Annotated in this window: 21 protein-coding genes; 16 read left to right on the top strand and 5 right to left on the bottom strand. The window is 63.9% G+C overall.

Annotated elements, in window-relative coordinates:
• The first annotated feature begins 6 nt into the window (after window positions 1–6).
• The 8 genes from AC07WS_RS16615 to AC07WS_RS16580 all read left to right on the top strand — a co-directional run bounded on the left by AC07WS_RS16615 (window position 7) and on the right by AC07WS_RS16580 (window position 11,539).
• Complete coding sequence (locus AC07WS_RS16615; RefSeq protein ID WP_494730155.1) at window positions 7–1,509, top strand: CoA-acylating methylmalonate-semialdehyde dehydrogenase; 1,503 nt, start codon at window positions 7–9, stop codon at window positions 1,507–1,509.
• A 27-nt stretch (window positions 1,510–1,536) separates the two neighbouring features.
• Window positions 1,537–2,907 carry an NAD(P)-dependent oxidoreductase gene (locus tag AC07WS_RS16610; RefSeq protein WP_494730154.1) on the top strand — a complete coding sequence of 457 codons (1,371 nt, stop codon included), beginning with the start codon at window positions 1,537–1,539 and terminating at the stop codon, window positions 2,905–2,907.
• Window positions 2,907–4,202 (top strand): NAD-dependent dihydropyrimidine dehydrogenase subunit PreA, encoded by a 1,296-nt coding sequence (preA, locus tag AC07WS_RS16605; protein WP_494730153.1) that lies wholly within the window; start codon window positions 2,907–2,909, stop codon window positions 4,200–4,202. The genes AC07WS_RS16610 and preA overlap by 1 nt, the downstream gene beginning before the upstream one ends.
• A gap of 61 nt (window positions 4,203–4,263) precedes the next feature.
• Complete coding sequence (locus AC07WS_RS16600) at window positions 4,264–5,745, top strand: NCS1 family nucleobase:cation symporter-1 (RefSeq protein WP_494730152.1); 1,482 nt, start codon at window positions 4,264–4,266, stop codon at window positions 5,743–5,745.
• Window positions 5,746–5,765: 20 nt separating this feature from the next.
• Window positions 5,766–7,160, top strand: a complete 1,395-nt coding sequence (gene hydA / locus AC07WS_RS16595) for a dihydropyrimidinase (RefSeq protein ID WP_494730151.1) — start codon at window positions 5,766–5,768, stop codon at window positions 7,158–7,160.
• 18 nt (window positions 7,161–7,178) lie between these two features.
• The gene (locus AC07WS_RS16590; RefSeq protein WP_494730150.1) at window positions 7,179–8,414 is read left to right on the top strand and encodes a Zn-dependent hydrolase; all 1,236 of its coding nucleotides are present in this window, start codon (window positions 7,179–7,181) and stop codon (window positions 8,412–8,414) included.
• An 82-nt stretch (window positions 8,415–8,496) separates the two neighbouring features.
• Entirely contained in the window at window positions 8,497–10,167 is a 1,671-nt protein-coding gene (locus AC07WS_RS16585; RefSeq protein ID WP_494730149.1) for a putative bifunctional diguanylate cyclase/phosphodiesterase, read from the top strand.
• Between the two features lie 4 nt (window positions 10,168–10,171).
• Window positions 10,172–11,539 carry a tetratricopeptide repeat protein gene (locus tag AC07WS_RS16580; RefSeq protein ID WP_494730148.1) on the top strand — a complete coding sequence of 456 codons (1,368 nt, stop codon included), beginning with the start codon at window positions 10,172–10,174 and terminating at the stop codon, window positions 11,537–11,539.
• Here the strand turns inward: AC07WS_RS16580 and AC07WS_RS16575 are convergent.
• Genes AC07WS_RS16575 through AC07WS_RS16560 form a run of 4 tightly spaced genes read right to left on the bottom strand, consistent with a single transcriptional unit; the run spans window position 11,530 to window position 16,095 of the window.
• Entirely contained in the window at window positions 11,530–13,293 is a 1,764-nt protein-coding gene (locus AC07WS_RS16575) for an allantoate amidohydrolase (RefSeq protein ID WP_494730147.1), read from the bottom strand. The two genes, AC07WS_RS16580 and AC07WS_RS16575, sit on opposite strands and share 10 nt — an antisense overlap.
• Before the next feature lie 55 nt (window positions 13,294–13,348).
• Window positions 13,349–14,275, bottom strand: a complete 927-nt coding sequence (locus AC07WS_RS16570; RefSeq protein ID WP_494730146.1) for a heparin lyase I family protein — start codon at window positions 14,273–14,275, stop codon at window positions 13,349–13,351.
• 11 nt (window positions 14,276–14,286) lie between these two features.
• Window positions 14,287–15,108 (bottom strand): heparin lyase I family protein, encoded by an 822-nt coding sequence (locus AC07WS_RS16565; RefSeq protein WP_494730145.1) that lies wholly within the window; start codon window positions 15,106–15,108, stop codon window positions 14,287–14,289.
• 51 nt (window positions 15,109–15,159) lie between these two features.
• Window positions 15,160–16,095, bottom strand: a complete 936-nt coding sequence (locus tag AC07WS_RS16560; protein ID WP_494730144.1) for a LysR substrate-binding domain-containing protein — start codon at window positions 16,093–16,095, stop codon at window positions 15,160–15,162.
• A 118-nt stretch (window positions 16,096–16,213) separates the two neighbouring features.
• On the opposite strand from AC07WS_RS16560, the gene AC07WS_RS16555 reads away from it, so the two are divergent.
• From AC07WS_RS16555 to AC07WS_RS16545, 3 genes are read left to right on the top strand one after another with little or no spacing between them, the layout of a single operon-like run.
• Window positions 16,214–17,431, top strand: a complete 1,218-nt coding sequence (locus AC07WS_RS16555; protein ID WP_494730143.1) for a urate hydroxylase PuuD — start codon at window positions 16,214–16,216, stop codon at window positions 17,429–17,431.
• Between the two features lie 10 nt (window positions 17,432–17,441).
• A complete protein-coding gene (locus AC07WS_RS16550) occupies window positions 17,442–18,674 on the top strand; it encodes a M20/M25/M40 family metallo-hydrolase (RefSeq protein WP_494730142.1) in 1,233 nt (410 codons plus the stop codon).
• A gap of 1 nt (window position 18,675) precedes the next feature.
• Complete coding sequence (locus AC07WS_RS16545) at window positions 18,676–19,119, top strand: thioesterase family protein (RefSeq protein WP_161095504.1); 444 nt, start codon at window positions 18,676–18,678, stop codon at window positions 19,117–19,119.
• Window position 19,120: 1 nt separating this feature from the next.
• Here AC07WS_RS16545 and AC07WS_RS16540 read toward each other — a convergent pair whose 3' ends face one another.
• On the bottom strand, window positions 19,121–19,846 hold the full coding sequence (locus AC07WS_RS16540) for a substrate-binding periplasmic protein (protein WP_494730141.1): 726 nt from the start codon (window positions 19,844–19,846) through the stop codon (window positions 19,121–19,123).
• An 85-nt stretch (window positions 19,847–19,931) separates the two neighbouring features.
• On the opposite strand from AC07WS_RS16540, the gene AC07WS_RS16535 reads away from it, so the two are divergent.
• From AC07WS_RS16535 to AC07WS_RS16515, 5 genes are all read left to right on the top strand, one after another.
• Window positions 19,932–21,188, top strand: a complete 1,257-nt coding sequence (locus tag AC07WS_RS16535) for a paraquat-inducible protein A (protein WP_494730140.1) — start codon at window positions 19,932–19,934, stop codon at window positions 21,186–21,188.
• Window positions 21,181–22,812 (top strand): PqiB family protein, encoded by a 1,632-nt coding sequence (locus tag AC07WS_RS16530; protein WP_494730139.1) that lies wholly within the window; start codon window positions 21,181–21,183, stop codon window positions 22,810–22,812. Before AC07WS_RS16535 ends, AC07WS_RS16530 begins: the two co-directional genes overlap by 8 nt.
• Window positions 22,809–23,408, top strand: a complete 600-nt coding sequence (locus AC07WS_RS16525; protein ID WP_494730138.1) for a PqiC family protein — start codon at window positions 22,809–22,811, stop codon at window positions 23,406–23,408. The genes AC07WS_RS16530 and AC07WS_RS16525 overlap by 4 nt, the downstream gene beginning before the upstream one ends.
• Window positions 23,409–23,510: 102 nt before the next feature.
• Window positions 23,511–23,774 (top strand): antitoxin, encoded by a 264-nt coding sequence (locus AC07WS_RS16520; RefSeq protein WP_117013127.1) that lies wholly within the window; start codon window positions 23,511–23,513, stop codon window positions 23,772–23,774.
• Window positions 23,771–24,175, top strand: a complete 405-nt coding sequence (locus AC07WS_RS16515) for a type II toxin-antitoxin system VapC family toxin (RefSeq protein ID WP_494730137.1) — start codon at window positions 23,771–23,773, stop codon at window positions 24,173–24,175. The genes AC07WS_RS16520 and AC07WS_RS16515 overlap by 4 nt, the downstream gene beginning before the upstream one ends.

The following is a 24,175-nucleotide window of genomic DNA, read 5'->3' as shown; positions in this document are numbered from 1 at the left end:
AAGATCATGAGCGACCTGGACACCATCACCCACTACATCAACGGCAGTAAAGTCGATACGCAAAGCGGCCGCTATGCGGACGTGTTCAATCCCGCGCTGGGCGAGCCGGTGGCCAGGGTTGCCCTGGGGACGACGGAGGAAGTCGATGCCGCCGTGCGCGCGGCGGAAAAAGCTTTTCCGGCGTGGTCCGCCACGCCGCCGCTGACGCGCGCCCGTGTTCTGTTCAAATACCTGCAACTGTGCCAGCAGCACACCGACGAATTCGCGGCGATGCTGACGCGTGAACACGGCAAGACCTTTGCCGACGCGCAGGGCGAAGTGGCGCGCGGCATCGAGATGGTGGAATTCGCGGTCGGCATTCCGCAGATGCTGAAGGGCGAATTCACCGACCAGATTTCACGCGGCATCGACGCGTGGTCGATGCGCCAGGCGCTGGGCGTGGTGGCCGGCATCACGCCGTTCAACTTCCCGGTGATGGTGCCGATGTGGATGTTCCCCGTCGCGCTGGCATGCGGGAATACCTTTGTTCTCAAGCCTTCCGAGCGCGATCCGTCGCCGTCGCTGCTGCATGCGCGGCTGCTGAAGGAGGCCGGTTTGCCGGACGGCGTGTTCAACGTCATCCAGGGCGACAAGGTCACCGTCGACGCGCTGCTCGACCATCCGGTGGTGCAAGCGGTAAGCTTCGTCGGCTCGACGCCGATCGCAGAATACATCTACGCGCGCGGCTGCGCGGCGGGCAAGCGCGTGCAGGCCTTGGGCGGCGCCAAGAATCACATGGTCGTCATGCCGGATGCGGACATGGAGATGACCGTCGATGCGCTGATGGGCGCGGCCTATGGCTCGGCCGGTGAGCGCTGCATGGCGATCTCCGTGGTGGTGGCGGTCGGCGACGCGGGCGACAAGATCGTCGACGCACTGGCAAAGCGCACCGCCGCACTGAAAGTGCGCGACGGTATGGCTTCGGATGCGGAAATGGGGCCGGTCGTTTCCAGCGCGGCCAAGCAGCGTATAGAGCGCTTGATCGGCGAGGGCGTGGAGCAGGGCGCGAAACTGGTGGTCGATGGCCGCAACCATGTCGTGGCGGGACGCGAGAACGGCTTCTTCATCGGCGGCACGTTGTTCGATCACGTCACGCCGGATATGACGATCTACAAGGAAGAGATTTTCGGCCCCGTGCTGTGCATGCTGCGCTCGCCCGATGTGGGCAGCGCGGTGGAGCTGATCAACCGTAACGAGTACGGCAACGGCGTGGCGATCTACACGCGCGACGGCGGCGTGGCGCGCGAGTTCGTGCGGCAGATACAGGTCGGCATGGTGGGTGTGAACGTGCCGTTGCCGGTGCCGATGGCCTTCAACAGTTTCGGCGGATGGAAGCGCAGCCTGTTCGGCGACCATCACGCATATGGTCCCGAGGGTGTGCGCTTCTACACGCGCCACAAGGCGGTGATGCAGCGCTGGCCGAACACCGCAAGCGCTGGCGCAGAATTTGCATTCCCTCAGATGAAGTAATCGCCACCACGTTAGCCAGGAAATCGTATGATGATCGAATCTCTCAAATACATGCCCCAGCCGAAGGAAGCCAATGCCGCACTGGCGGAACACTTCACCGACCTGGCACCCGCGCTGAACGCGCGCCAGGCCGCGATCGAAAGCTCGCGCTGCCTGTATTGCTACGACGCGCCGTGCACGCGCATCTGCCCGTCCGAAATCGACGTCGCCAGTTTCATCCGCAATATCCACGATGAGAACATCAACGGCGCCGCCGTCGGCATCCTGAAGCAGAACATCCTGGGCGGCAGCTGCTCGCGCGTCTGCCCCACCGAGATCCTGTGCGAAGACGCCTGCGTGCGCAACCACGACGCAGAAGGCCAGCCGGTGAAAATCGGCCTGCTGCAGCGCTACGCCATCGACAACATGACCATCACCGAGCATCCGTTCAAGCGCGCCGCCTCCACCGGCAAGAAGATCGCCGTGGTCGGCGCGGGCCCCGCCGGCCTGTCGTGCGCGCACCGCCTGGCGATGCTGGGCAACGACGTGGTGATCTACGAAGCCAAGGAAAAATCCGGCGGTCTGAATGAATACGGCATCGCCAAGTACAAGCTGACCGATAACTTCGCGCAGAAGGAAGTCGACTTCCTGCTGCAAATCGGCGGCATCGAGATCAAACATGGGCAGACACTGGGCGGCAACCTGCAGCTGAAGGACCTGCACGCGCAGTACGACGCCGTGTTCCTCGGCCTGGGCCTGGGCGCCAGCAAGCAGCTTGGCCTGACCGGCGAGGACGCCCCCGGTCTGCTGGCCGCCGTCGACTACATCGCCGCGCTGCGCCAGGCCGATGACTTGAGCAAGCTGCCGCTGCCTGCGCGCGCCATTGTCATCGGCGCCGGCAATACCGCCATCGACATGGCGGTGCAGATCCAACGCCTGGGCGCGGACGAGGTCACGCTGGTGTACCGGCGCGGCTTCGACGCGATGAGCGCCACCGAACACGAACAACACATCGCGAAGGAAAATCAGGTCCGCATGCGCACCTGGGCCCAGCCGCAGCAGGTGCTGCTGGACGATGCGGGCCGCGTGCGCGGCATGCGCTTCGAGAAAACCGCGATCGTCAACGGCCGTCTGGCCGGCACCGGCGAGACTTTCGAGATCGCGGCCGACGCGATCTTCAAAGCCATCGGTCAGGGCCTGGACGAAAAGAGCATCAGTGATCCACTGGCGAAAACGCTGAAACGCGACGGCGACAAAATCCACGTCGATGATCAGTTCCGCACAGTCCTGCCGCGCATCTACGCCGGCGGCGACTGTGTGGCGCCCGGACAGGACCTGACCGTGCAGGCGGTACAGCACGGAAAACTGGCGGCACACGCCATTCACCAAGATATCAACGGTCTGAAGGAGGCTGCATAATGGCTGACCTGAGCATAGAATTCTGCGGCATCAAGTCCATCAACCCGTTCTGGCTGGCCTCCGCGCCGCCGACCGACAAGGCCTACAACGTGGTGCGCGCATTCGAGGCGGGTTGGGGCGGCGTGGTGTGGAAAACGCTGGGCGAGGACCCTGCCGCCGTCAACGTGTCGTCGCGCTACTCCGCGCACTATGGCAAGAACCGCGAAGTCATCGGCTTCAACAACATCGAGCTGATTACCGACCGCTCGCTGGAAATCAACCTGACCGAAATCACGCAGGTGAAGAAGGACTGGCCGGATCGCGTGATCATCGTTTCGCTGATGCTGCCGTGCGAAGAAAAACTGTGGGCCGACATCCTGCCGAAAGTGGAAGCCACCGGCGCCGACGGCATCGAGCTCAATTTCGGCTGCCCGCACGGCATGCCGGAACGCGGCATGGGCGCGGCCGTGGGCCAGGTGCCGGAATACGTGGAGATGGTCACGCGCTGGTGCAAGACGCACTCCAAGCTGCCGGTCATCGTCAAGCTCACACCAAACATCACCGATGTGCGCGCACCGGCGCGCGCGGCCAAGGCGGGCGGCGCGGATGCGGTCTCGCTGATCAATACCATCAACTCAATCACGCACCTGGACCTGGACCAGATGGTGGCCTTCCCCATCGTGGGCGGCGCCAGCACCCATGGTGGTTACTGCGGTTCGGCGGTCAAGCCGATCGCGCTGAACATGGTGGCCGAGATCGCGCGCGATCCGCAGACCAGGGGCTTGCCGATTTCCGGCATCGGCGGCATCGGCAACTGGCGCGACGCGGCCGAGTTCATGGCGCTGGGTTCGGGCTGCGTGCAGGTCTGCACCGCGGCCATGCTGCATGGCTTCCGCATTGTCGAAGAGATGAAGGACGGCCTGTCGCGCTGGATGGACGAGAAGGGCTACAAGAGCATCAGCGAATTCGTCGGCAAGGCGGTGCCGAATACGACGGACTGGAAGTACCTGGACATGAACTATCAGGTGATCGCGCAGATCAACCAGGACGACTGCATCAAGTGCGGCCGTTGCTACGTGGCCTGCGAGGATACCTCGCACCAGTCGATCGCGCAGCTGATCGACGCGGCCACCGGCACGCGCACGTATGAGGTGATCAAGGAGGAATGCGTGGGCTGCAACCTGTGTGAAATCACCTGCCCGGTGCAGGGCTGCATCACGATGGTGCCGCAGAAGACAGGCAAGCCATACATGAACTGGACTCAGGACCCGCGCAACCCGCGCGCGGAGAACGTCAAGGCGGCGGAAACAGTATAAACGGTATTGGGTACGGAACTTGCAGCGATAGAAGGATACATAACCCTTTGGAGAAAGCCCCGTGAGCAAAGAACTCTCTGGCAGCACGCAACTCTGGAACGAAGACCTGGCCCCGACCACGGCGGCGCAACGTACCTGGCGCTGGTATCACTTCGCCGCCCTGTGGGTCGGCATGGTGATGTGCATACCGGCCTACACGCTGTCCGCCAGTTTGATTGAAGGGGGCATGTCCGGCTACCAGGCCGTGCTCACGGTGTTCCTCGCGAACGCTATCGTTTTGCTGCCGATGCTGTTGATCGGCCATGCCGGCACCAAGTACGGCATTCCGTACGCGGTGCTGGCCCGCTCGTCGTTCGGCACCGCCGGCGCGCGTCTGCCGGCGCTGATGCGCGCCATCGTCGCCTGCGGCTGGTACGGCATCCAGACCTGGTTCGGCGGGCAGATGATCTACACGCTGCTCGGCGTGATGATGGGCGGCGAAATCGGCGGCGCCAAGATCGCGGGCCTGGGCATCAACGGCGCGCAGCTGCTGTGCTTTTTGGCTTTCTGGGGCGTGCAGTTCTGGTATATCGTGCATGGCATGGATGCGATCCGCAAGCTGGAAACCTATACCGCGCCGCTGAAGATCCTGATCTGCTTCGTGTTGCTGGGATGGGTCTACAACAAGGCCGGCGGCTTTGGTGACCTGCTGTCGGCGCCGTCGCAGTTCGTTGAAGGCGGCAAGAAGGCCGGCCAGTTCTGGTCCACCTTCTGGCCTTCGCTGACGGCGATGGTCGGCTTCTGGGCCACGCTGGCGCTGAACATTCCGGACTTTACCCGCTTCGCCAAATCGCAGCGCGACCAGGTGCTGGGCCAGTCGGTCGGCCTGCCGGTGCCTATGGGCTTGCTGGCGATGATGGCGGTGATCGTCACCTCGGCAACGGTGGTCTTGTACGGCAAGGCGATCTGGGATCCGGTCGACCTGTCCGCCCGCATGACCGGCGCCGCCGTGCTGATCGCGTTGCTGATCCTGTTGATCGACACCGTCTCCGTCAACCTGGCCGCGAACCTGGTCGGCCCGGCCTACGATTTTTCTTCGCTGGCGCCGAAGCAGATTTCGTACAAGGTGGGCGGCTACATCACCGCCGCCATCGCGATCCTGATGATGCCCTGGAAGATACTTGAGTCGACGCAGGGCTACATCTTCACGTGGCTGATCGGATACTCGGCGCTGTTGGGCCCCATCGCCGGCATCCTGATCGTCGACTACTACCTGGTGCGCAAGACCGAGCTCAATGTCGGCGAGCTGTATCGCGAGGATGGCCAGTACTCATATGGCAATGGCTGGAACATGGCTGCGCTGGTGGCCTTCGTGGCCGGCGTGCTGCCCAATATTCCTGGCTTCCTCAACGCCGCATTCCCTGCATCCTTCCAGGATGTGGCGTCCGGGTTCAAAACGATTTACACCTACGCCTGGTTTGTCGGAATCGCTATTTCCGCGCTGGTGTATGGGGTTATGATGAAGGGCAAGGCAGTGCCTGCGATACGGGCCGCTCATCCCTAAAGAAGATTCAGGAGACGTCTATGACAACTATCATCCGCGGCGGCACCGTCGTTAATGCCGATCGCGCTTTTCGTGCCGATGTGCTGTGCTTTGGCGACAAGATCGTCGCCGTCGGCGACAATCTGGAAGCGCCGGCATCGGCCAAGGTGATCGACGCCAGCGGCCAGTACGTGATGCCGGGCGGGATAGACACGCACACCCACATGAACCTGCCCTTCATGGGCACCGTGACGCAGGACGACTTCTATACCGGCACCGCCGCCGGCCTGGCTGGTGGCACCACCACCATCATGGACTTTGTGATACCGGCGCCGAGACAGAACCTGCTCGACGCCTATCACCAGTGGCGCGGCTGGGCGCAGAAGGCGGCCGGCGACTACACCTTCCACGTGGCGATCACCTGGTGGGACGAGACGGTGCACCGCGACATGGGCATCCTGGTGCGCGATCATGGCGTCAACAGCTTCAAGCACTTCATGGCGTACAAGAACGCCATCATGGCCGACGACGAGACGCTGGTGAAAAGCTTCCGCCGCTCGCTGGAACTGGGCGCGATTCCGACCGTGCATGCGGAGAACGGCGAACTGGTTTATCAGCTGCAGCAGGACTTGCTGAAGAAGGGCATGACTGGTCCAAGTTCACATCCGTTGTCGCGCCCACCGGCAGTGGAAGCGGAGGCGGCCAACCGCGCCATCGCGATCGCCAATGTGCTCAACACTCCGGTGTACATTGTCCACGTCTCCTGCGCTGAATCGCTGGAGGCCATCACCCGCGCGCGCGCCAACGGGCAGCGCGTGTATGGCGAGGCGCTGGCCGGCCACCTGGTCATCGACGACAGCGTGTACCAGAGCGAGGACCTGGATTACGCGGCGGGCCATGTGATGAGCCCTCCGTTCCGCAGCAAGCACCATCAGGCCGCGTTGTGGCATGGTCTGCAAGGCGGCAACCTGCACACCACCGCGACCGACCACTGCACCTTCTGCGCCGAGCAGAAGGCCGCAGGCAAGGACGATTTCACCAAGATCCCCAACGGCTGCGGCGGCGTTGAAGACCGCATGTCCGTGGTGTGGGATGCCGGCGTCAACACCGGCTTGCTCACGCCGTCGGAATTCGTCAAGGTGACGTCGACCAACGCGGCGCAGATTTTCAATATGTATCCGCGCAAGGGCGTGATCGCCGTCGGCGCCGATGCCGACATCGTGGTATGGGACCCGGAAGGCAGCCGCACCATATCGTCGCTGACGCAGTTCGCCAAGGGCGGCTTTAACGTATTCGAAGGCCGCACCGTGCGCGGCATCCCGAGCACCACGCTGGCCGCCGGCAACGTGGTGTTCCATCGCGGCGTGCTGATGGCGGTGGAGGGCGCGGGCCGTCATATCGACCGGCCGGCGTTCAAGCCGATGTCGGCGCGTTAATCAAAGAGGAGCAGGGTAATGAGCGAATTGCGCATCAATGGCGACCGTCTGTGGACGGCGCTGATGGAACTGGCACAAATAGGCGCCACCGCCAAGGGCGGCGTCAAGCGCCTGGCCCTCACGGACCTGGACAAGCAGGGCCGCGACCTGGTGGTCGGCTGGGGCAAGGCCGCCGGCATGTCGATCACGGTCGATCAGATCGGCAATGTCTTCATGCGCCGCGACGGCACCAACAACGCGCTGCCTCCGGTGATGACCGGCAGTCATATCGACACCCAGCCCACCGGCGGTAAATTCGACGGCAACTACGGCGTGCTGGCCGGCCTGGAAGTCGTGCGCACGCTGAACGATTTGAAGATCAAGACCGAGGCGCCGATCGAAGTCGCCTTCTGGACCAACGAGGAAGGCTCGCGCTTCGTGCCGGTGATGATGGGTTCCGGCGTGTTCTGCGGCGCCTTCAGCCTGGAGACGGCCTACGCCGCCAAGGACACCGAGGGCAAGACCGTCGGCGACGAGCTGGCGCGCATCGGCTACAAGGGCACCCAGGTGCCGGGCGACCATCCGATCGGCGCCTACTTCGAAACCCATATCGAACAAGGGCCGGTGCTGGAAGACGCCGACAAGGTGATCGGCGTGGTGCCTGCGGTGATGGGCCTGTCCTGGTACGACTGCGTGGTGAGCGGCATGGAAGCACACGCCGGCCCCACGCCCATGGGCCTGCGCAAGGACGCGCTGCAGGTGTCCACCAAAATCATGCAGGAGGTGGTGGCCATCGCCAACCGCTATCCGCCGTATGGTCGCGGCACAGTGGGCATGGTGCAGGTGTTCCCGAACAGCCGCAACGTGATACCGGGCGAAGTCAAATTCAGCATCGATCTGCGCAACGTGAACGATGAACTGCTCAACACCATGCACGAGGAGATGTTGGCCTTTATCGACAAGACCCGCAGCGAAACCGGCTTGAAGATTTCGATCGAGCGCGTGTCGTACTATCCGCCATGCCCGTTCCACCCGGAGTGCGTGAATGCGGTGCGCAACGCCACCGCCAAGCTGGGATATTCGACCATGGACGTGGTCTCCGGTGCGGGCCACGATGCGATCTACGCGGCGCGCCTGGCGCCAGCGGGCATGATCTTCGTGCCTTGCAAGGATGGCATCAGCCATAACGAAATCGAGGACGCCAAGTCCGAGCATCTGGAGGCTGGCTGCAACGTTCTGTTGCATGCGATGCTGGAGCGCGCCCGTATCGTTTGACCGTCGTCCGGCCGGAGAGCATACTGACTAGTGACAGGCTATCCAGCCAACTAGAACGCGTCATGCTCTCCCGGCTTCCAACATGCTAGAACCACCTCAATCCCAGGCGGCGCCGGAGTCAGGCTGCCCTGCGGTCACGCTGGAAAGCATCTCCGATGCGGTCCTGATGCTGGACCGTAGCTGGAATATCCGCTACATGAATGGCAATGCGGAGCGCCTGCTGCAGGTGCGGCGCCCGGAGGTAATGGGCCGGAACGTGTGGCTGGTATTCCCTGAAGCGGTCGACGGCCCATACCACCGCGCCTACCACCAGGCGGTGGAGACCAACAGTGCCGTTGCGTTCGAGGAGCATTATGTGCCGCTCGACCTGTGGACCGAGATCCGCGCCTATCCGTCGGAGGACGGCCTGACGATCTACTTCCGCGACATCAGCGAACGCAAGGCCGCCGAGGCGCAGATCCACAGCATGGCCTTCTACGACATGCTGACCGGCTTGCCGAACCGGCAATTGCTGCTGGACCGCGTCGGCCACGCGCTGTCGTTGGGCCACCTGGGTGCGATGCTCTTCATCGACCTGGATAACTTCAAGATCATCAACGACACGCGCGGCCACGACAAGGGCGACATGCTGCTGCAGATGGCCGCTGCCCGGTTGCGCGCAGCAGTGCGCGGCTGCGATACGGTGGCCCGCTTCGGCGGCGACGAGTTCATCGTGCTGCTGGAGGATCTGGGCGCAACCGAGAACGACGCCGCCGCCGCCGCGCAGGAAATCGCGCTCAAGATCATCCGCGCGTTTGGCGAACCGTTCGGGATCGAGGGCCTGGACCAATACAGTACGCCCAGCATCGGCGTGACGCTCTTCAACGGCGCCAGTGGCAGCGTGGACGACGTCCTGAGACGCGCCGACCTGGCCATGTACCAGGCCAAGGCTTCGGGACGCAACACCGTCGCCTTCTTCGATCCGGCGATGCAGGCCAGAGTGAGCGCGCGGGCGGTGCTGGAGGCGGACATGCGGCGTGCGCTGGGCAACGGCGAATTCGTGCTGCACTACCAGCCGTTGATGTGCGTGGACGGCGCCATGGCCGGCGCGGAAGCGCTGGTACGCTGGAGGCATCCACAGCGCGGACTGGTGCCGCCCGCCGAGTTCATACCGGTGGCGGAGGAGTCGAACCTGATCCTGCCGTTGGGGCGTTGGGTGATGATTGAGGCCTGCCAGCGGCTGGCGTCTTGGGCCGGCGATACGCGCACGGCAGGGTTGGAGATGGCGGTCAACGTCAGCGCCTCGCAGTTCCACCGGACGGACTTCGTCGAGCATGTGCTGGAGACGTTGGCGCAAACCGGCGCGCGCGCCGACAGGCTGCGGCTCGAACTGACGGAAAGCCTGCTGCTAAAGGATGTCGAGGGCACGGTCGAGAAGATGCAGCGCCTGCGCGCCGCCGGCGTCAGCTTCGCGCTGGACGATTTCGGCACCGGCTACTCGTCGCTGTCGTATCTGCACCGGCTGCCGCTGGATCAGCTGAAGATAGACCGTTCTTTCATATGGGGCGCCGCCAGGGAGGACAGCGGCGCCGCCATCGTCCGCATCATCGTCTCGCTGGGCAAGGCCCTGAACATGTCGGTGCTGGCCGAGGGCGTGGAGACGCGGGAGCAGCTCGATTTTGTCATCGCCGAAGGATGCCAGTATTATCAAGGCTATTTGTTCAGCAAGCCGCTGCCAGAACCCGAACTGTTGGCGCTAATCGCCAGCCTGTAAATTAATGCATTCAGATCCGCAGCAAGCCTACCTCGATGCAAACCACCACATGGCCGCCGGCGATTTCGCCGCAGCGGAGGACTGCTACTTGCAGGCGCTGGTGCTGGAACCCATGCACGGCGCGGCGCGCGCCAACCTCGGATACCTGAAGGAGCGGCAAGGTGCGCTCGCGGAGGCAGAGTTCCATTATCGACGGGCGCTGGCGCTGATGCCCGATCATGCGCAACTCTACCAGAATCTCGGCGTGCTGCTCTTGAGGGCGAAGCGCTTCGGTGAAGCGGAAGCGGCTGCGCGCGCGGCGGTGGAGCTGGCGCCGGACTCGCCGTCGGCATGGAGCCAGCTGGGCGTGCTGCTTGCCTGCGTCAAGCGCGAACGGGAGGCCGAGCAATGCTACCGCCGCGCGCTTGCGCTGGACCCCGGCCATGCGCGGACGCGCTTCAACCTGGCCTACGTGCTGCTGCGCCAGGGCCGGTTTGAAGAAGGCTGGCCGCTGCTGGAGGCGCGCTGGCAGTTCGACTCCTTCACGCATTCCTTCGCCTGTCCACGCTGGGAGGGCGAGGCGCTGCCGGGCAAGTCCATCGTGATCATGCTGGAGGCGGGGCAGGGGGACATGATCCACTTCTGCCGCTACGCGCCGGCGCTGAAGGAGCGCGGTGCCGCGCGCGTCGCCGTGATATGCCACGCGCCGTTAAAGCGTCTGTTCGCCACGGCGGGCGGCGTCGATGAGGTGTATGCGCTGGATGATGCGGTGCCGGCCGATGGCTGGGACTACTGGACGCATCCAATGCGCCTTCCCGCACAGTGCAGCGCTGCGGCGGTCCCCTATCTCGCAGCGGAGCCGGATCTGGTGCGGCATTGGGCCGCCCAACTGCCGGCGCAGGGCTTGCGCATCGGTCTGGCGTGGAAGGGCAATCCGGATTTCGAGAACGACGCGGATCGTTCGCTGCCGTCTTTGCAAACCCTGTCGCCGCTAGCCGCCATGCAAGCGCATTTCGTCAGCCTGCAAAAAGGGCCCGGCGAAGACGAGGCAATAGCCCCACCTGATGGCATGACGCTTCAGGCTATCGGCTCCCAGCTGCGCGACTTCGCCGATACGGCGGCCGTCATTGCCAACCTCGATCTGGTCATCAGCGTGGACACGGCGGTGGCGCACCTGGCCGGCGCCATGGGCAAGCCGTGCTGGCTGCTGCTGCCCGACTATCGCTGCGACTGGCGTTGGATGACGGAGCGCAGCGATACGCAGTGGTATCCATCCACGCGCCTGTTCCGTCAGCCCGAGGGCGGCGGCTGGGCGCCGGTGATCGCTGAAGTGGCCGCCGCCCTGGCCGAACTTTGCCGGCGGCGCGCACCGGCGGCCGGCAATCAGGCGTAGCTGCGCAGGAAGTCCAGCAGCACCTGGGCGGCGATGTCGGCATCATCCGCCGTCATCGTCTCCAGCGGATTGTGGCTGATGCCGCCGTTGCCGCAGCGCGTGAACAGCATGGCCACGTCGGTGATCGCGGCCATCGCCATCGCATCGTGACCCGCGCCGGACAGCAGGTCGAAGCGCGGCAAGCCGGCGCGCTCGATGGCGGCGCCGAACTGCCGCATCAAACGCGGTGCGCATGGCGCGGCCGAGGCGTTGACGATCTGCTGCCAGCTCACCTCCACCTGGCGCCGCGCGCAGATCGCCGCGATGCCGTCCAACACATCCTTCACCGCCGCCAGCCGCACCGCGTCGTCGGCGGCGCGGATATCGAGCGACAGCTTGCACGCACCGGGGATCACGTTGACCGAGCCGCCGGGAACCTGCAACTGGCCCACCGTGCCGACCAGCGATTCGCCCTGCGCGCAACGGCGTTCGACCAGCAGCACGATCTCCGCCGCCGCCGCCGCCGCATCCCTGCGCATCGTCATCGGCGTGGTGCCTGCGTGGCTGGCCAGGCCGGTCAGCTCGACCAGGTAGCGCGAGCTGCCGGCGATCGCCGTCACCACGCCCAGCGCCAGGTCGCGCTCCAGCAGCACCGGGCCTTGTTCGATATGGACTTCCACAAAGCCCAGCAACTGCGCCGGATCACGCGCGATGCCGGGAATGCGCGCCACGTCATGGCCGGCGGCCAGCAGCGCGTCGCGCATGGTGATGCCGTCGGCGTCGGTCTGGTCCAGCAGCGTCAGGTCGAAGCGGCCAGTGACCGCGTTACTGCCCAGGAAAGTGCTCTTGAAGCGCACGCCTTCCTCCTCGGCGAAACCGACGATCTCGAAATGGAAGGGCAGCTTTTCGCCGCGCTGATGCAGGTGGCGCACGATGGCGATCGGTAGCAGGATGCCCAGGCGGCCGTCGTACTTGCCGCCGTTGCGCACCGTATCGTAGTGCGAGCCTGTCATCAGCGTTTTCGCGCCCGGAGCGTCCGAGCGGTAGACGCCGACGACGTTGCCGACGGCGTCGATGTGCGCGTCCATGCCCGCTTCGCTCATCCAGTCCAGCAGCTGCGCGGCGGTCTTGCGGTGTGCTGGCGTCATGTAGGCGCAGGTCAGGTCGAAGTCCGCGTTGGCGCTGTTGTCGGTGTCGCTCCACGCGGCTATGGTCTCGCACCACTGCATGATCGTGGGGCCGAAGTCCAGCGTCACGCCCAGCAGGTCGTTCAGGCGCAGTTCGGCGATGCGTTTAATCTGGCGCAGGCACTCGGCGATTTCGTCGGCGCGCTGGTTCTTCAGCCGGCGCGTGAAGGTGGCGATGATGGCGCGGCGCGTGAGCCCCTGTCCATCCGGGCCTTTGACGGCGAGGATGAACGGGAATCCGAACTTGGCGTTGTAGTCCGCGTTCAACTGGTGCAGCATGGCGAATTCCTCGGCGCTGCACAGGTGCAGGCCGGACTTGGCTTGCTCGTTGGTGGATTCGGCCGTCAACTGTCCCGCGACGGCGGCCTTGCCGGCCAACTCGGGGTGGGCGCGGATCAGGCCCAGTTGCTCGTCCAGCGAAGCAGAGCTGACGACCGCCTGCAAGGCCAGCTTGAGCGCGGTGGTGTTGGCGAAAGGCCGCCCGGCCGCCGCCCGTTCCGGTATCCACGGCGAGTGCTCGTAGATGCCGCGCAGGCGGTCGGTGAAGGTGGCGGCGTCGCAGCTGTTTAATTCGGAAAGTGTAGTCATGGCGCTTAGTGTAACCGCGACTGGACTAAACGGTGGCTACCAGACAGTGGCTACGCTAATCCGGTGTCACTCCGCATGGTGTCTTCGCTTCCAGCTCCGACTTTGCCGAGGTCGCGGCGCCCGCCATATAGATATAGTCCGTATAGATCGTTTGACTATCGGGCATGCCCGTTGTGCCTGGAACATACAGGCCGGCCTTCGGATAATTGCCCAGCCAGGTCGTGTATGAATTGAACGCGTTTTCGGCTTGATATTTCAGAACCCCGTTCATCCAAAGCTTGAACGCACCAACGCCTGGCGTTGGCGACCAGTCTGCCCGCATGACGAAGCAGTACCACTTGTTTCTGGCCTCGGGCTGGTCAATTTGCGCGAGGCGGATCGTCTGCTCTGACGAGGTGAGTTTCTCCAGATGCGGCTGAACCGTCACACTATCCGACAGCTCGCTGGCATGCAATGACAGCTTCAGGTATTTGCCTTGGATGAACAGTGCCGCCGGCGGCGACAAGATAGCTTGGTTCTGGCTGGTGTGCAGCTGCCCGACTATCATTTCGAGATCGTTGAATTGCCATTCTTGAGGGACAAACACGCTGATGGCGTACCAGCGAACCCCTGTCTTAATATAATCAAACCTTGGCACGACTTCGGCGCGCGACACGACGGCCTTGCCATCCGGCGTGACGGTTACTTCAGGGCGGAACACCTGCAGTTTGAATACTTTATGCCCTGCTTGGGCTTTGCCTGCGAAATCATCGGTCCAGGTGAGCTGCCCGCCGCCTTCTGAGCTGAACGAGTAGACGTCGTTGATGTGGCGTAGATTTCCGGCGGTCGAGTAGTAGGTAATCGCGTCCTTCATGGTGGCCGGCGGTGCCGGGTTGGAGACATCGGTATCAATGGTGCCCCCCAGGACTGTATCGAACTGGGCGTGCGCCGCACTTGCTGCGGATAGTGCCAGCAGGGACAGGAGGATTCGAGCGGTGGTCATGGTCTGTGTCCTCATTGTGCGGAGATTGGGCAAGGCATGTATTTTTGAAGGAAGGCAGGATAGGATGTGCTGTTGCCGAGAATGACGGCGTCGACCACCGCCGTGCGCGGCGTGGCTTGCGCGTTGGCCTCCGTACTCAGCCCGACTTGTGGCATCAACACGGCGCCTTGGTAGCTGTTATGAGTCCGCACTGCGTCATAGGCGGCGGTTGCCTGGCCATTCACCCAGATATGGGTTTCTCCATCGCGGATATTACCGCTCCAGCGAGCCTTGATCACCACGCAGTGCCATTGGCCTTTGACCGCGGGCGAGAGCACGAAGCTGCGCGTCTGCGTGTTGGCCGCGGTTGGCGGTTCGCTGCTCGCTGGATCGCGATGGTTGGCGTTCAATACGATCTTCAAATCGTGAGCATCGACAACCAGAGCCAACGGCGGTGGTAGAGCCGGATTGTTCGATGCGATACGCGCGACCGTCACTGGGCTGGAGTCAAAATTCCAGTCGGAGGGCAGGAAAATACTGAAGCCATAAAATCGCATCGGCTCGGTGGCGTAGGGGTCGGACAACGGCGCAATCATCGCCTGCTGTGGATCGGCGCCACTGCTCAGGCCAACCTGAACGAAGCTCTTGGTGGATTCGCCCATGGGATACGTTACAAAGCTCATGGCGCCGCTGCCGCGAGCCTGGAACTGGTAGGTTGCTGGGAAGGTGCTGTTGGTCAGGCCTTGGATGTCGCTCAGTTGGGCGGGATGGTCGGTGCTTGCCTGTGCCGCGCCTTGCGCGAGATATGAAAGCCCGAAAACCCCGAGCAGCAAAGCGTATCGCGATATGGGCATCTTGTTTTCCTTGTAATGTAAAGAATGCCAATATTATCACTTTTACCGCATTTACTTCCCCAGCGATTTGGCCGCCGTCGAGACCTGCTCGCGTAGCCATTTGTGCTCCGGCGCTTGGTGCACGCGCTCGTGCCACAGCTGGTAGAAGCGCATCGCCGGGAACTTGACCGGCACCGTGTACGTCTTCAAAGGCATATTGCGCTCGTAGTAGCGCACGAACTGGCGGCCGGTGGTCAGCACGAGGTCCGTCTGCGTGAGCATGTAGGGGATAAGGCCGAAGTAGGCCGATTCCACGGCGACGTTGCGCTGCAGGCCCTGGCGCTCCAGGAAGTCGTCGATGACGCCGTGGTAGCCGGGCAGGATCTGCGTCGGCGCCACGTGGGGTAGCGACAGGTAGTCGCCCAGCGTCATGTCCTCGCTGCCGGTGCGCAGCGCGTATGGGCAGTCGGAGCGCATCACGCAGATGATTGGGTCTTCGAACAGCTTGGACATGTGCAGGTGCTCGGGCGGCTCGTCCCAGTTGGCGATGACCAGGTCCATGTCGCCATCCGACAGCAGGCGCACGTAGTCCACGCCCGGCCCCAGGCTGTGGATCTTCACGCGGCTGTTGGGCGATCCGCGCCGCAGCATCGCCACCAGGTTGGGCAGGAACTGGCTGTCCAGGTAATCCGGCGCGGCGATGTGGAAGGTGCGCGCTTCGTTCTGCGGCACGAAGGGCGTCTTCTTCAGGAACAGGTTCTCGGTTTCGTCGAGGATGCGCTTGGCCGGAATCAGCAGGCTCTCGCCGTGCTGGGTCGGCACCATGCCGCGCGCGCCGCGCACCAGCAGCGGATCGCCGGTCAGCTCGCGCAGCTTGCGCAGCGAGGCGGAGATCGAGGGCTGCGGCTGATTCAGTTTGAGGGCGACGCGTGAGACGTTCTTCTCAACCAGCAGCAGGTAGAGGATGCGGATCAGATGCAGATCCAGGTGTTGCGGCAGGGCGGCCATGTGAGTATTTCTGTTATACGGAATCGGATATGTTTAATATACTCTAATGTTCATGTGGTCGGCGCCAAATCCGTTTATCTTCTGTAAATTAGCCACACTCTTTACCCTGAAAGCACCCATGGAATTATTCGCCTATCTGATCCCGTACGGCCTTGAGTGGCTGAACCTGATCGTGCGCTGGCTGCACGTCATCACCGGCATCGCCTGGATCGGCGCCTCGTTCTACTTCGTCTGGCTGGATAACTCGATCCGTCCGCCCGCTCCCGGTTCGGAGCTGGCGAAGAAGGGCGTGTCCGGCGAACTGTGGGCGGTGCACGGCGGCGGTTTCTACAACCCGCAAAAATACCTGGTGGCGCCGGCCGAACTGCCGAAAGAGCTGCACTGGTTCAAATGGGAGGCCTACACAACCTGGATGTCCGGCATCGCGCTGCTGACCATCGCCTACTACTTCAACGCGCAGGCGATGATGATCGATAAATCGGTGGCAGATATCGGCAGCTGGCAGGCGATCGGCATCGGCGTCGGCACACTGGTCGTCGGCTGGACCGTGTACGACCTGCTGTGCCGCTCCCCGCTGGGCAAGCGCGATCTGTGGTTCGGCGTGGTGGTGTTCGCGCTGATCGTCGGCGCCGCGTATGGACTCACGCATGTGCTCAGCGGCCGCGCAGCCTACATCCACGTCGGTGCGCTGATCGGCACCATCATGGTCGGCAATGTGCTGATGCTGATTATTCCCGGCCAGCGCAAGATGGTGGAGGCCATGTCGGCCGGCCGCCTGCCTGATCCTGTGCACGGCCAGAAGGCCAAGCAGCGCAGCGTCCACAATAACTACTTCACGCTGCCGGTGCTGTTCATCATGATCAGCAACCACTACGCGATGACCTACCGGAACGACCACGCCTGGCTGGTGCTGGCCTTCATCATGGCGGCTGGCGTGTTCATTCGCCACTTCTTCAACCTGCGCCACAAGGGCCGCGTGGAGTGGCGCTATCCGGCGCTCGGCGTGGCGCTGCTGATCGGCGTGGCGGTGGCGATCGCGCCGCCGCGTCCTGTGGCGACGGCTGCTGCGGCCGATCCGGCGGCCCAATTCGCCAAGGTGAAGACCGTCATCGACCAGCGCTGTGTGGCCTGCCACTCCGCGCATCCTTCGCAGGCCGGCTTTGCGACGGCGCCCGCTGGCGTGATGCTCGACAGCGCGGAGCAGGTGCATCAGAACGCGGAAAAAATCTACAAGCAATCGGTGCAGCTCAAAGCCATGCCGCTTGCGAACCTGACCAATATGACGGATGCCGAACGGGCGCAGATCGCGGCCTGGTTCGAATCCGGCGCCAAGTGAGAGAACAGCCATGACGACGAACAAGGAACAACTGGCGCAATGGATCGACGCGCACTTCGATGAGGAAGTCGGCGTACTGCAGCAGTTGCTGCGCGTGCCGACCGATACCCCGCCCGGCAACAACGCGCCGCATGCGGACCTGGTGGCCGACCTGGTCAAGGCCTTTGGCTGGACCGCCGAGAAGCACGCCGTGCCGGCGCAGGTGGTTCACGACTATGGCATGGAGACCATCACCAACCTGATCGTGCGCCGCCCTTATCAAAAAGGCGGCCCGACGGTGGCGCTCAACGCCCACGGCGACGTGGTGCCTCCGGGCGACAACTGGACCTATCCGCCATACGGCGGCGTGGTGGTAAATGGCTACATCTACGGCCGCGCGGCGGCTGTCTCCAAGTGCGACTTCGCCACCTACATCTTCGCCACGCGCGCGCTGGAGGCGCTGGGTGTGCCGCTCAAGGGCGGGCTGGAACTGCACTTCACCTACGACGAGGAATTCGGCGGCCTGCTGGGTCCCGGTTGGCTGCTGGAGCAGAAGCTGACCAAGCCGGACTTCGTCATCGCGGCGGGCTTCAGCTACAACATCGTCACCGCGCACAACGCCTGCCTGCAGCTGGAGATCACGGTGCACGGCAAGTCCGGCCACGGCGCGATGCCGGAGACCGGCCACGATGCGCTGCAGGCGGCCACACGCATCCTGAACGCGATCTACGACCAGCTGCCGGAGCTGAAGAAGGTCAAATCGAAAATCCCCGGCATCGATTCGCCGACCATGCTGGTGGGCCGCATCGACGGCGGCACCAACACCAACGTGGTGCCGGGCAAAGTGGTGCTGAAGATGGACCGCCGCATGATCCCCGAAGAAGACCCGGTGGTGGTGGAAGCGCAAGTGCGCGCGCTGATCGAAAAGGCGGTGGAAGGGCAGCCCGGCATCCGCATCGAGATCAAGCGCCTGCTGCTGTCGCACGCGCTGCGCGAGCAGCCGGGCACGGAGAAGCTGGTGGCGAGCCTGCAGCAGAACGCGCAAACCTTCATCGGCGAGAAGATCCCGGCGCAGGGCACGCCGCTGTATGCGGATGCGCGCCTGTACGGCGAACATGGCATTCCGGCGGTGTTGTACGGCGCCGGCCCGCGCACGGTGCCCGAGTCCAACGCCAAGAAGGCCGACGAGCGCCTGCTGCTGGAAGACCTGCGCAAGGCGACCAAGGTGGTAGCATGCACGCTTCTGGATTTCCTTGGAGAGTGAGATGTTTGAGAAGAAGATGATGGCCGGCTGGGGCGATATGGACTTCAACAGCCATATGCGCAACACGGCCTTCCTGGACAAGGCGGGCGATGTGCGCATGCTGTTCCTGTCGGAGAACGGCTTCCCCATGAGTGAGTTCATGCGCCTCAATATCGGCCCGGTGGTGATGAAGGACGAAATCGCCTACTTCAAGGAAGTGATGCTGCTCGAAGAGATCACCGTCACGCTGGGCGTGGCCGGCCTGTCGGCGGACGGCAGCCGCTGGTCGCTCAGCACCGACATCATCCGCGCCGACGGCAAGCTGGCCGCGCGCGTGACCAGCACCGGCGGCTGGCTCGATCTGGCGGCCCGCAAGCTGATCGCGCCGCCGGCCAATCTGCTGGCCACCTGGCAGTCGCTGGGGAAGACGGCGGACTTCCAGGAACTCAACACCAGCATCAAGTAGGCTAGCGCGCCTCGTAGAATTTGCGGTGCAGCCGGCCCGGTACGCCGCGCGCCGCCAACCGCCTGGCGGCGTCCGACAGCGCGGGCGCCAACGCGGCGCTGTCCTTCCCAAGGTAGATGTACAGCGGCAGGTCCTCCACCGAGGCGCTGCTGTGCCCTTGCGCCAGCAGCGGCCTGGCCTCGGTACTGATGCCGCCGTCGTCGAATACGCAGGCGTCGTCGCGCGCGGACAGCACCATTTGCAGGCAGGCGGACTCGCTCTGCACGTCATGCGGCTGGACCGCCGGCTGCAGCGCCTCCAACCGTTGCTGGTACAGATAGACGCCTCGCTTGTAGCTGACCGTTCTGGCGTTTTTCGCCAGCGTCGCCCAACTCGTAATGCCCTTGTCGGCGCGGGTGAAGATGCGCGTGTGCGAGACGACGAAGGGTTCGTCGAGGCGCACGTAGTCCGGATGCTTCAGGATGTAGTTCTTGACGCGGCCTATTTCTCCGACGATGCTGCCGGCGGCGAGCATCGTTTCCGCGCGGCGTCCTGGCAGGCGTTGTAACGTGCAGCGTTGTCCGCCTTCGGTGCACAACTCCTGGAGGTATGCGCTGGCGTAAAGGAAGAGCGGCGAATTCTCGTCGTGCGAGGTGCCGAATACCAGCTCCGCGCCGGCCTGCGCGTGCGCGTTCCCTGCTACGGCCAGCGTTGCGGCGATCAGGATGGTGGACTGGAGGCGAAACATGGCTCCATCATAGCCGATGCGCGCCGCCACGCGGCAGTGGTGGATTGTCGTATGATATGGCCATTATTGACCAAACGGCCACCCTGTGCATCGATACGATTTGATCAGCTGTCACGATTGCGGCGTGCTGCATCGCCGCCGTCCGGTGCTGCCGCGCGAGAAGGCGCGATGTGTGCGCTGCCGGTCCATCCTCTATCGCGGCATCCATTCGGACGTCAACCGCATGGCGGCCATCACCCTGTGCGCCATCTTCACCTTCCTGATTGCCCAGTTTTGCCCCATCGTTGAACTGGCCGTGGGCGGCTACACATCCAGCGCCACCTTGTCCGGCGCGATCCGCGTGCTGTGGACGGAGCAGATGCAGGTGGTGGCGGTGATCGTGAGCCTGTTCACGGTGGTGCTGCCGGCGGTGGAACTGGGCGCGCTGCTGTACGTAACGCTGGCGCTGCGCAGCGGCGTGCGTCCGCACGGCTTCGACCATCTGCTGCGCGCGGTCGCCGCTGCGCGCCGCTGGGGCATGACGGAGGTGCTGATGATCGGCATCCTGATCACCATCGTCAAGATGACCAGCCTGGCGCAGGTGGTGGTGCAACCGGGCCTGTTCGCGTTCGGCGCGTTGACGCTGATGCTGGCCATCGTCACGTCCTTCGATCCGCAGATGTTGTGGAATATCGGCGAGCACCTGCCGGGGCCACGCCGTCCCGCGCAGGCGGAGTTCCGCTACACGCCGCATGCACGCCTTGCCGCCTGCCACAGCTGCGGCCTGGTGGCGCAGCACCAGGCGGCCACGCACCAGCATTGCGCGCGCTGCGGCGCCGCGCTGCACCGGCGCCGTCCCGACAGCGTGGGCCGCACCTGGGCCTTCCTGCTGGCGGCCACCATCCTCTATATTCCCGCCAACCTGCTGCCGGTGATGTACACGCACTCGCTGTTCGGCAAGGAGGACGACACCATCATCAGCGGCGTGGTCTACTTCTGGACCAGCGGCTCGCCGGCGCTGGCGGCGATCATCTTCATCGCCAGCATCGTGGTGCCGGTGCTGAAGCTGGCGGCGCTGTCGCTGCTGGCGTTGACGGCGCAGCGGCGCTCGCGCTGGCGCCCCTTGCAGCGCACGATGTTGTACCGGATCGTGGAGTTCGTCGGCCGCTGGTCGATGCTTGATATTTTTGTGATCACCCTGACGGTGGCGCTGGTGCGCTTCCAGTCGCTGGCCACCATCACCGCCGGTCCCGGCGCGCTGGCGTTTTGCGCGGTGGTGGTGCTGACGATGCTGGCGTCGATGCAGTTCGACCCGCGCCTGATCTGGGATCCGATCGATTCAAATGGAGAGAACCATGCCTGAAAACGAAAGCGGCGCACCGCCGTTGCCCGAGCCGAGAGTGGAGAAGGCCAATCGCTGGCTACCTTCGCTGGTGTGGCTGATCCCTTTGCTGGCGGCGTTGATCGGCCTGGCGCTGGTGGCCAAGTCGGTGATGGACCAGGGGCCGACGGTGACGGTGAGCTTCCGCAGCGCGGACGGGCTGGAGCCGGGCAAGACCAAGGTCAAATACAAGGACGTGGACATAGGGCTGGTGCGCACGATCACGCTGTCGCGCGATCTGTCCAAGGTGCTGGTCATGATCGACATGAGCAAGGAGGCCAAGCGCTTCACCGCCGCCGATACGCGGTTCTGGGTGGTGCGTCCGCGTGTGGGCGCGAGCGGCGTCTCCGGCCTGAGCACCTTGCTGTCGGGCGCCTACATTGGCGTCGACGCCGGCAAGTCGGCGGAAGTGAAGGAAGAGTTCACCGGACTGGAAAAGCCGCCGCAGGTGGCCGGCGATGAAAAGGGCACCAAGTTCACGCTGCACGGCGAGAGCCTCGGCTCCATCGACGTCGGCTCGCCGATCTTCTACCGCCGCATCCAGGTCGGGCAGGTGGTCGGCTTCGATCTGGACGAGAAGGGACGCGGCGTGAAGATGACCGTGTTCGTCAGCGCGCCGTACGACCAGTATGTCGGCAAGAACACGCGCTGGTGGCATGCCAGCGGCGTCGACGTGCGGCTCGATTCGAACGGCTTCAAGGTCAACACGCAGTCGCTGGCGGCCTTGCTGGTGGGCGGCATCGCCTTCGAGACCATGAGCGGCCAGAAACCGGACCAGCAGGCGGCCCCCGGCACCGACTTCCCGCTGGCCTCCGACCAGTCCAACGCGCTGCGCGAGCCGGACGGCGTGCCGATCACCACGGTGCTGTACTTCGACCAGTCGCTGCGCGGCCTGTCGCCCGGGGCGCCGGTGGACTTCCGTGGCATCGTGCTCGGCGAAGTGCGCTCGGTCGGGGTGGAGTTCGATCCGGTGAAGAAGACCTTCCGCATGCCGGTGACGGTGGACATGTACCCGGCACGCCTGGGCCGCAGCTTCCAGCAGTCCGTCGCCAGCGACCAGGATCGCAACGCCGGGCCGATAGTGCTGGAGCGCCTGGTTGCGCGCGGCCTGCGCGGCCAGCTGCGCACCGGGAACCTGCTCACCGGTCAGCTGTACGTGGCGCTGGACTTCTTCCCGAATGCGCCGCCGGCCAAGCTGGATGTGGCGCAGTATCCGCTGGAGGTGCCGACGGTGCCGAACAGCCTTGACGAGCTGCAGACGCAGATCGCCAGCATCGCGCGCAAGCTGGATCAGGTGCCGTTCGGCGAGATCGGCAACAACCTGCGCGACACGCTGAAGAGCGCCAACGTGCTGTTCAAGCAGCTCGATGCGCAGGTAGTGCCGGAGATGAAGGACACGCTGGGCGCGGCCCGCAAGACCTTCGGCGAAGCCAACCAGCTGCTGCAGAAGGATTCGCCGGTGCAGTCCGACCTGCGCGAGGCCTTGCAGCAGTTGACGCAAACGCTGCAATCGTTGAACGCGCTGTCGGATTATGTGGAGCGTCATCCCGAATCGCTGTTGCGCGGGAAGACGAGCAAGCAGGATACCAAGGGAGAACCGAAATGATGCGCTATCCAACCGCGCTGGCCATGGCGGCCGCGCTGCTGCTGGCCGGCTGCGCCGCCGCGCCGCCGGAGAATTTCTACAGCCTGAGTAACGGCATGGGCGTGCCGGCGACTGTGGCCGCGTCGCCCGGCTACTACATCGAGCTGCCTGCGGTGACGGTGCCGCAGCAGGTGGCGCGTTACCAATTGGTGGTCAGCAGCGAAGCGGGGCGCGTGGACCTGCTGGAGCACGAGCGCTGGTCGGCGATGCCGGCGTCGGAGATCGGCCAGGCGCTGTCGCTGGCGATCACCGGCGAGCTGGGGACGGTGGACGTGTTCCGCACGCCGACTGCGGACGGTGCGCCGGTCTACCGCATCAGCACCAACGTGCAGCGCTTCGAATCCGCGCCTGGCAAGTACGCGCTGATCGACGCGGTGTGGAGCGTGCGGCTGGTCGGCAGCACCAAGGTGCTGACCTGCCGCAGCGTCGCCAACGAAACGGTGAGCGGCGGCTACGACGCGCTGGTGGCCGGCCACCGCCGCGCCGTCACCCGCATTGCCGCCGACATCTCCAAAGCCGTCCGCACCCTGGCCTCCGGCGCCAACGCCGGCTGCTGAATTTGTTTTAACCCGGATCAAGGAGCTTGGCTTTGATGGCTTGATCTCTTTCAGCCACGGCATATATTGAGGGGATGCCGTATTGAGAGCGGGGAGGGCAATATGTGTGAAAAAGTTCAATTGTCGATGGCTGGCGACCTTCAAATGGTTCGTCTGCCTCGTGATTGCCAGTTTGAGGGAAGCGAGGTTTATGTCCATCGCGACCCCGCATCCGGCGACGTCATCTTATCGAGTAAGCCACCGTTGTCCTGGGCTGAGTTCTTTGCAGAAGACGCGTCGAAAGTCGTACCCGCAGACTTTATGAATGCAGCAGACCGTCAGCAAGGAGTGCAGGAGCGCGATCCGTTTGCGGGCGTGGATGTATGAGTATCTATATGCTGGATACCAATATCGCTAGCTATGCAATCCGGGATGACCATCCTCTGGTAACTCAGCGATTGCGGAACGTTCCACGCGGCAGTGTGGCCGTTTCAGTAATGACCGAGGCCGAGCTGCGGTATGGCGTGGCCAAGCGCGGAGGTGCCCCCGGCCTAAAGACGCGCGTTGATAAGTTTCTACGGCTTGTAAGGGTATTGCCGTGGACTAGCGATGTTGTGTCGTCATATGCGGATTTACGTGTGCTGCGAGAAGCGGCCGGCGTCACTCTGGCGCCGATGGATATGCTGATCGCGGCCCACGCCAAGGCTGTCGGCGCTACGCTTGTCACCAGCGACACCGCCTTCAGTTTTCAGCCCTCTGGTTTGATCCTCGAAGACTGGAGCAAATGA

The organism is Duganella sp. GW821-FHT01E12 (genome assembly GCF_059422325.1).
Note: the sequence above shows the minus strand (reverse complement) of the source record. Positions and strands in the feature narration are given on the sequence as shown.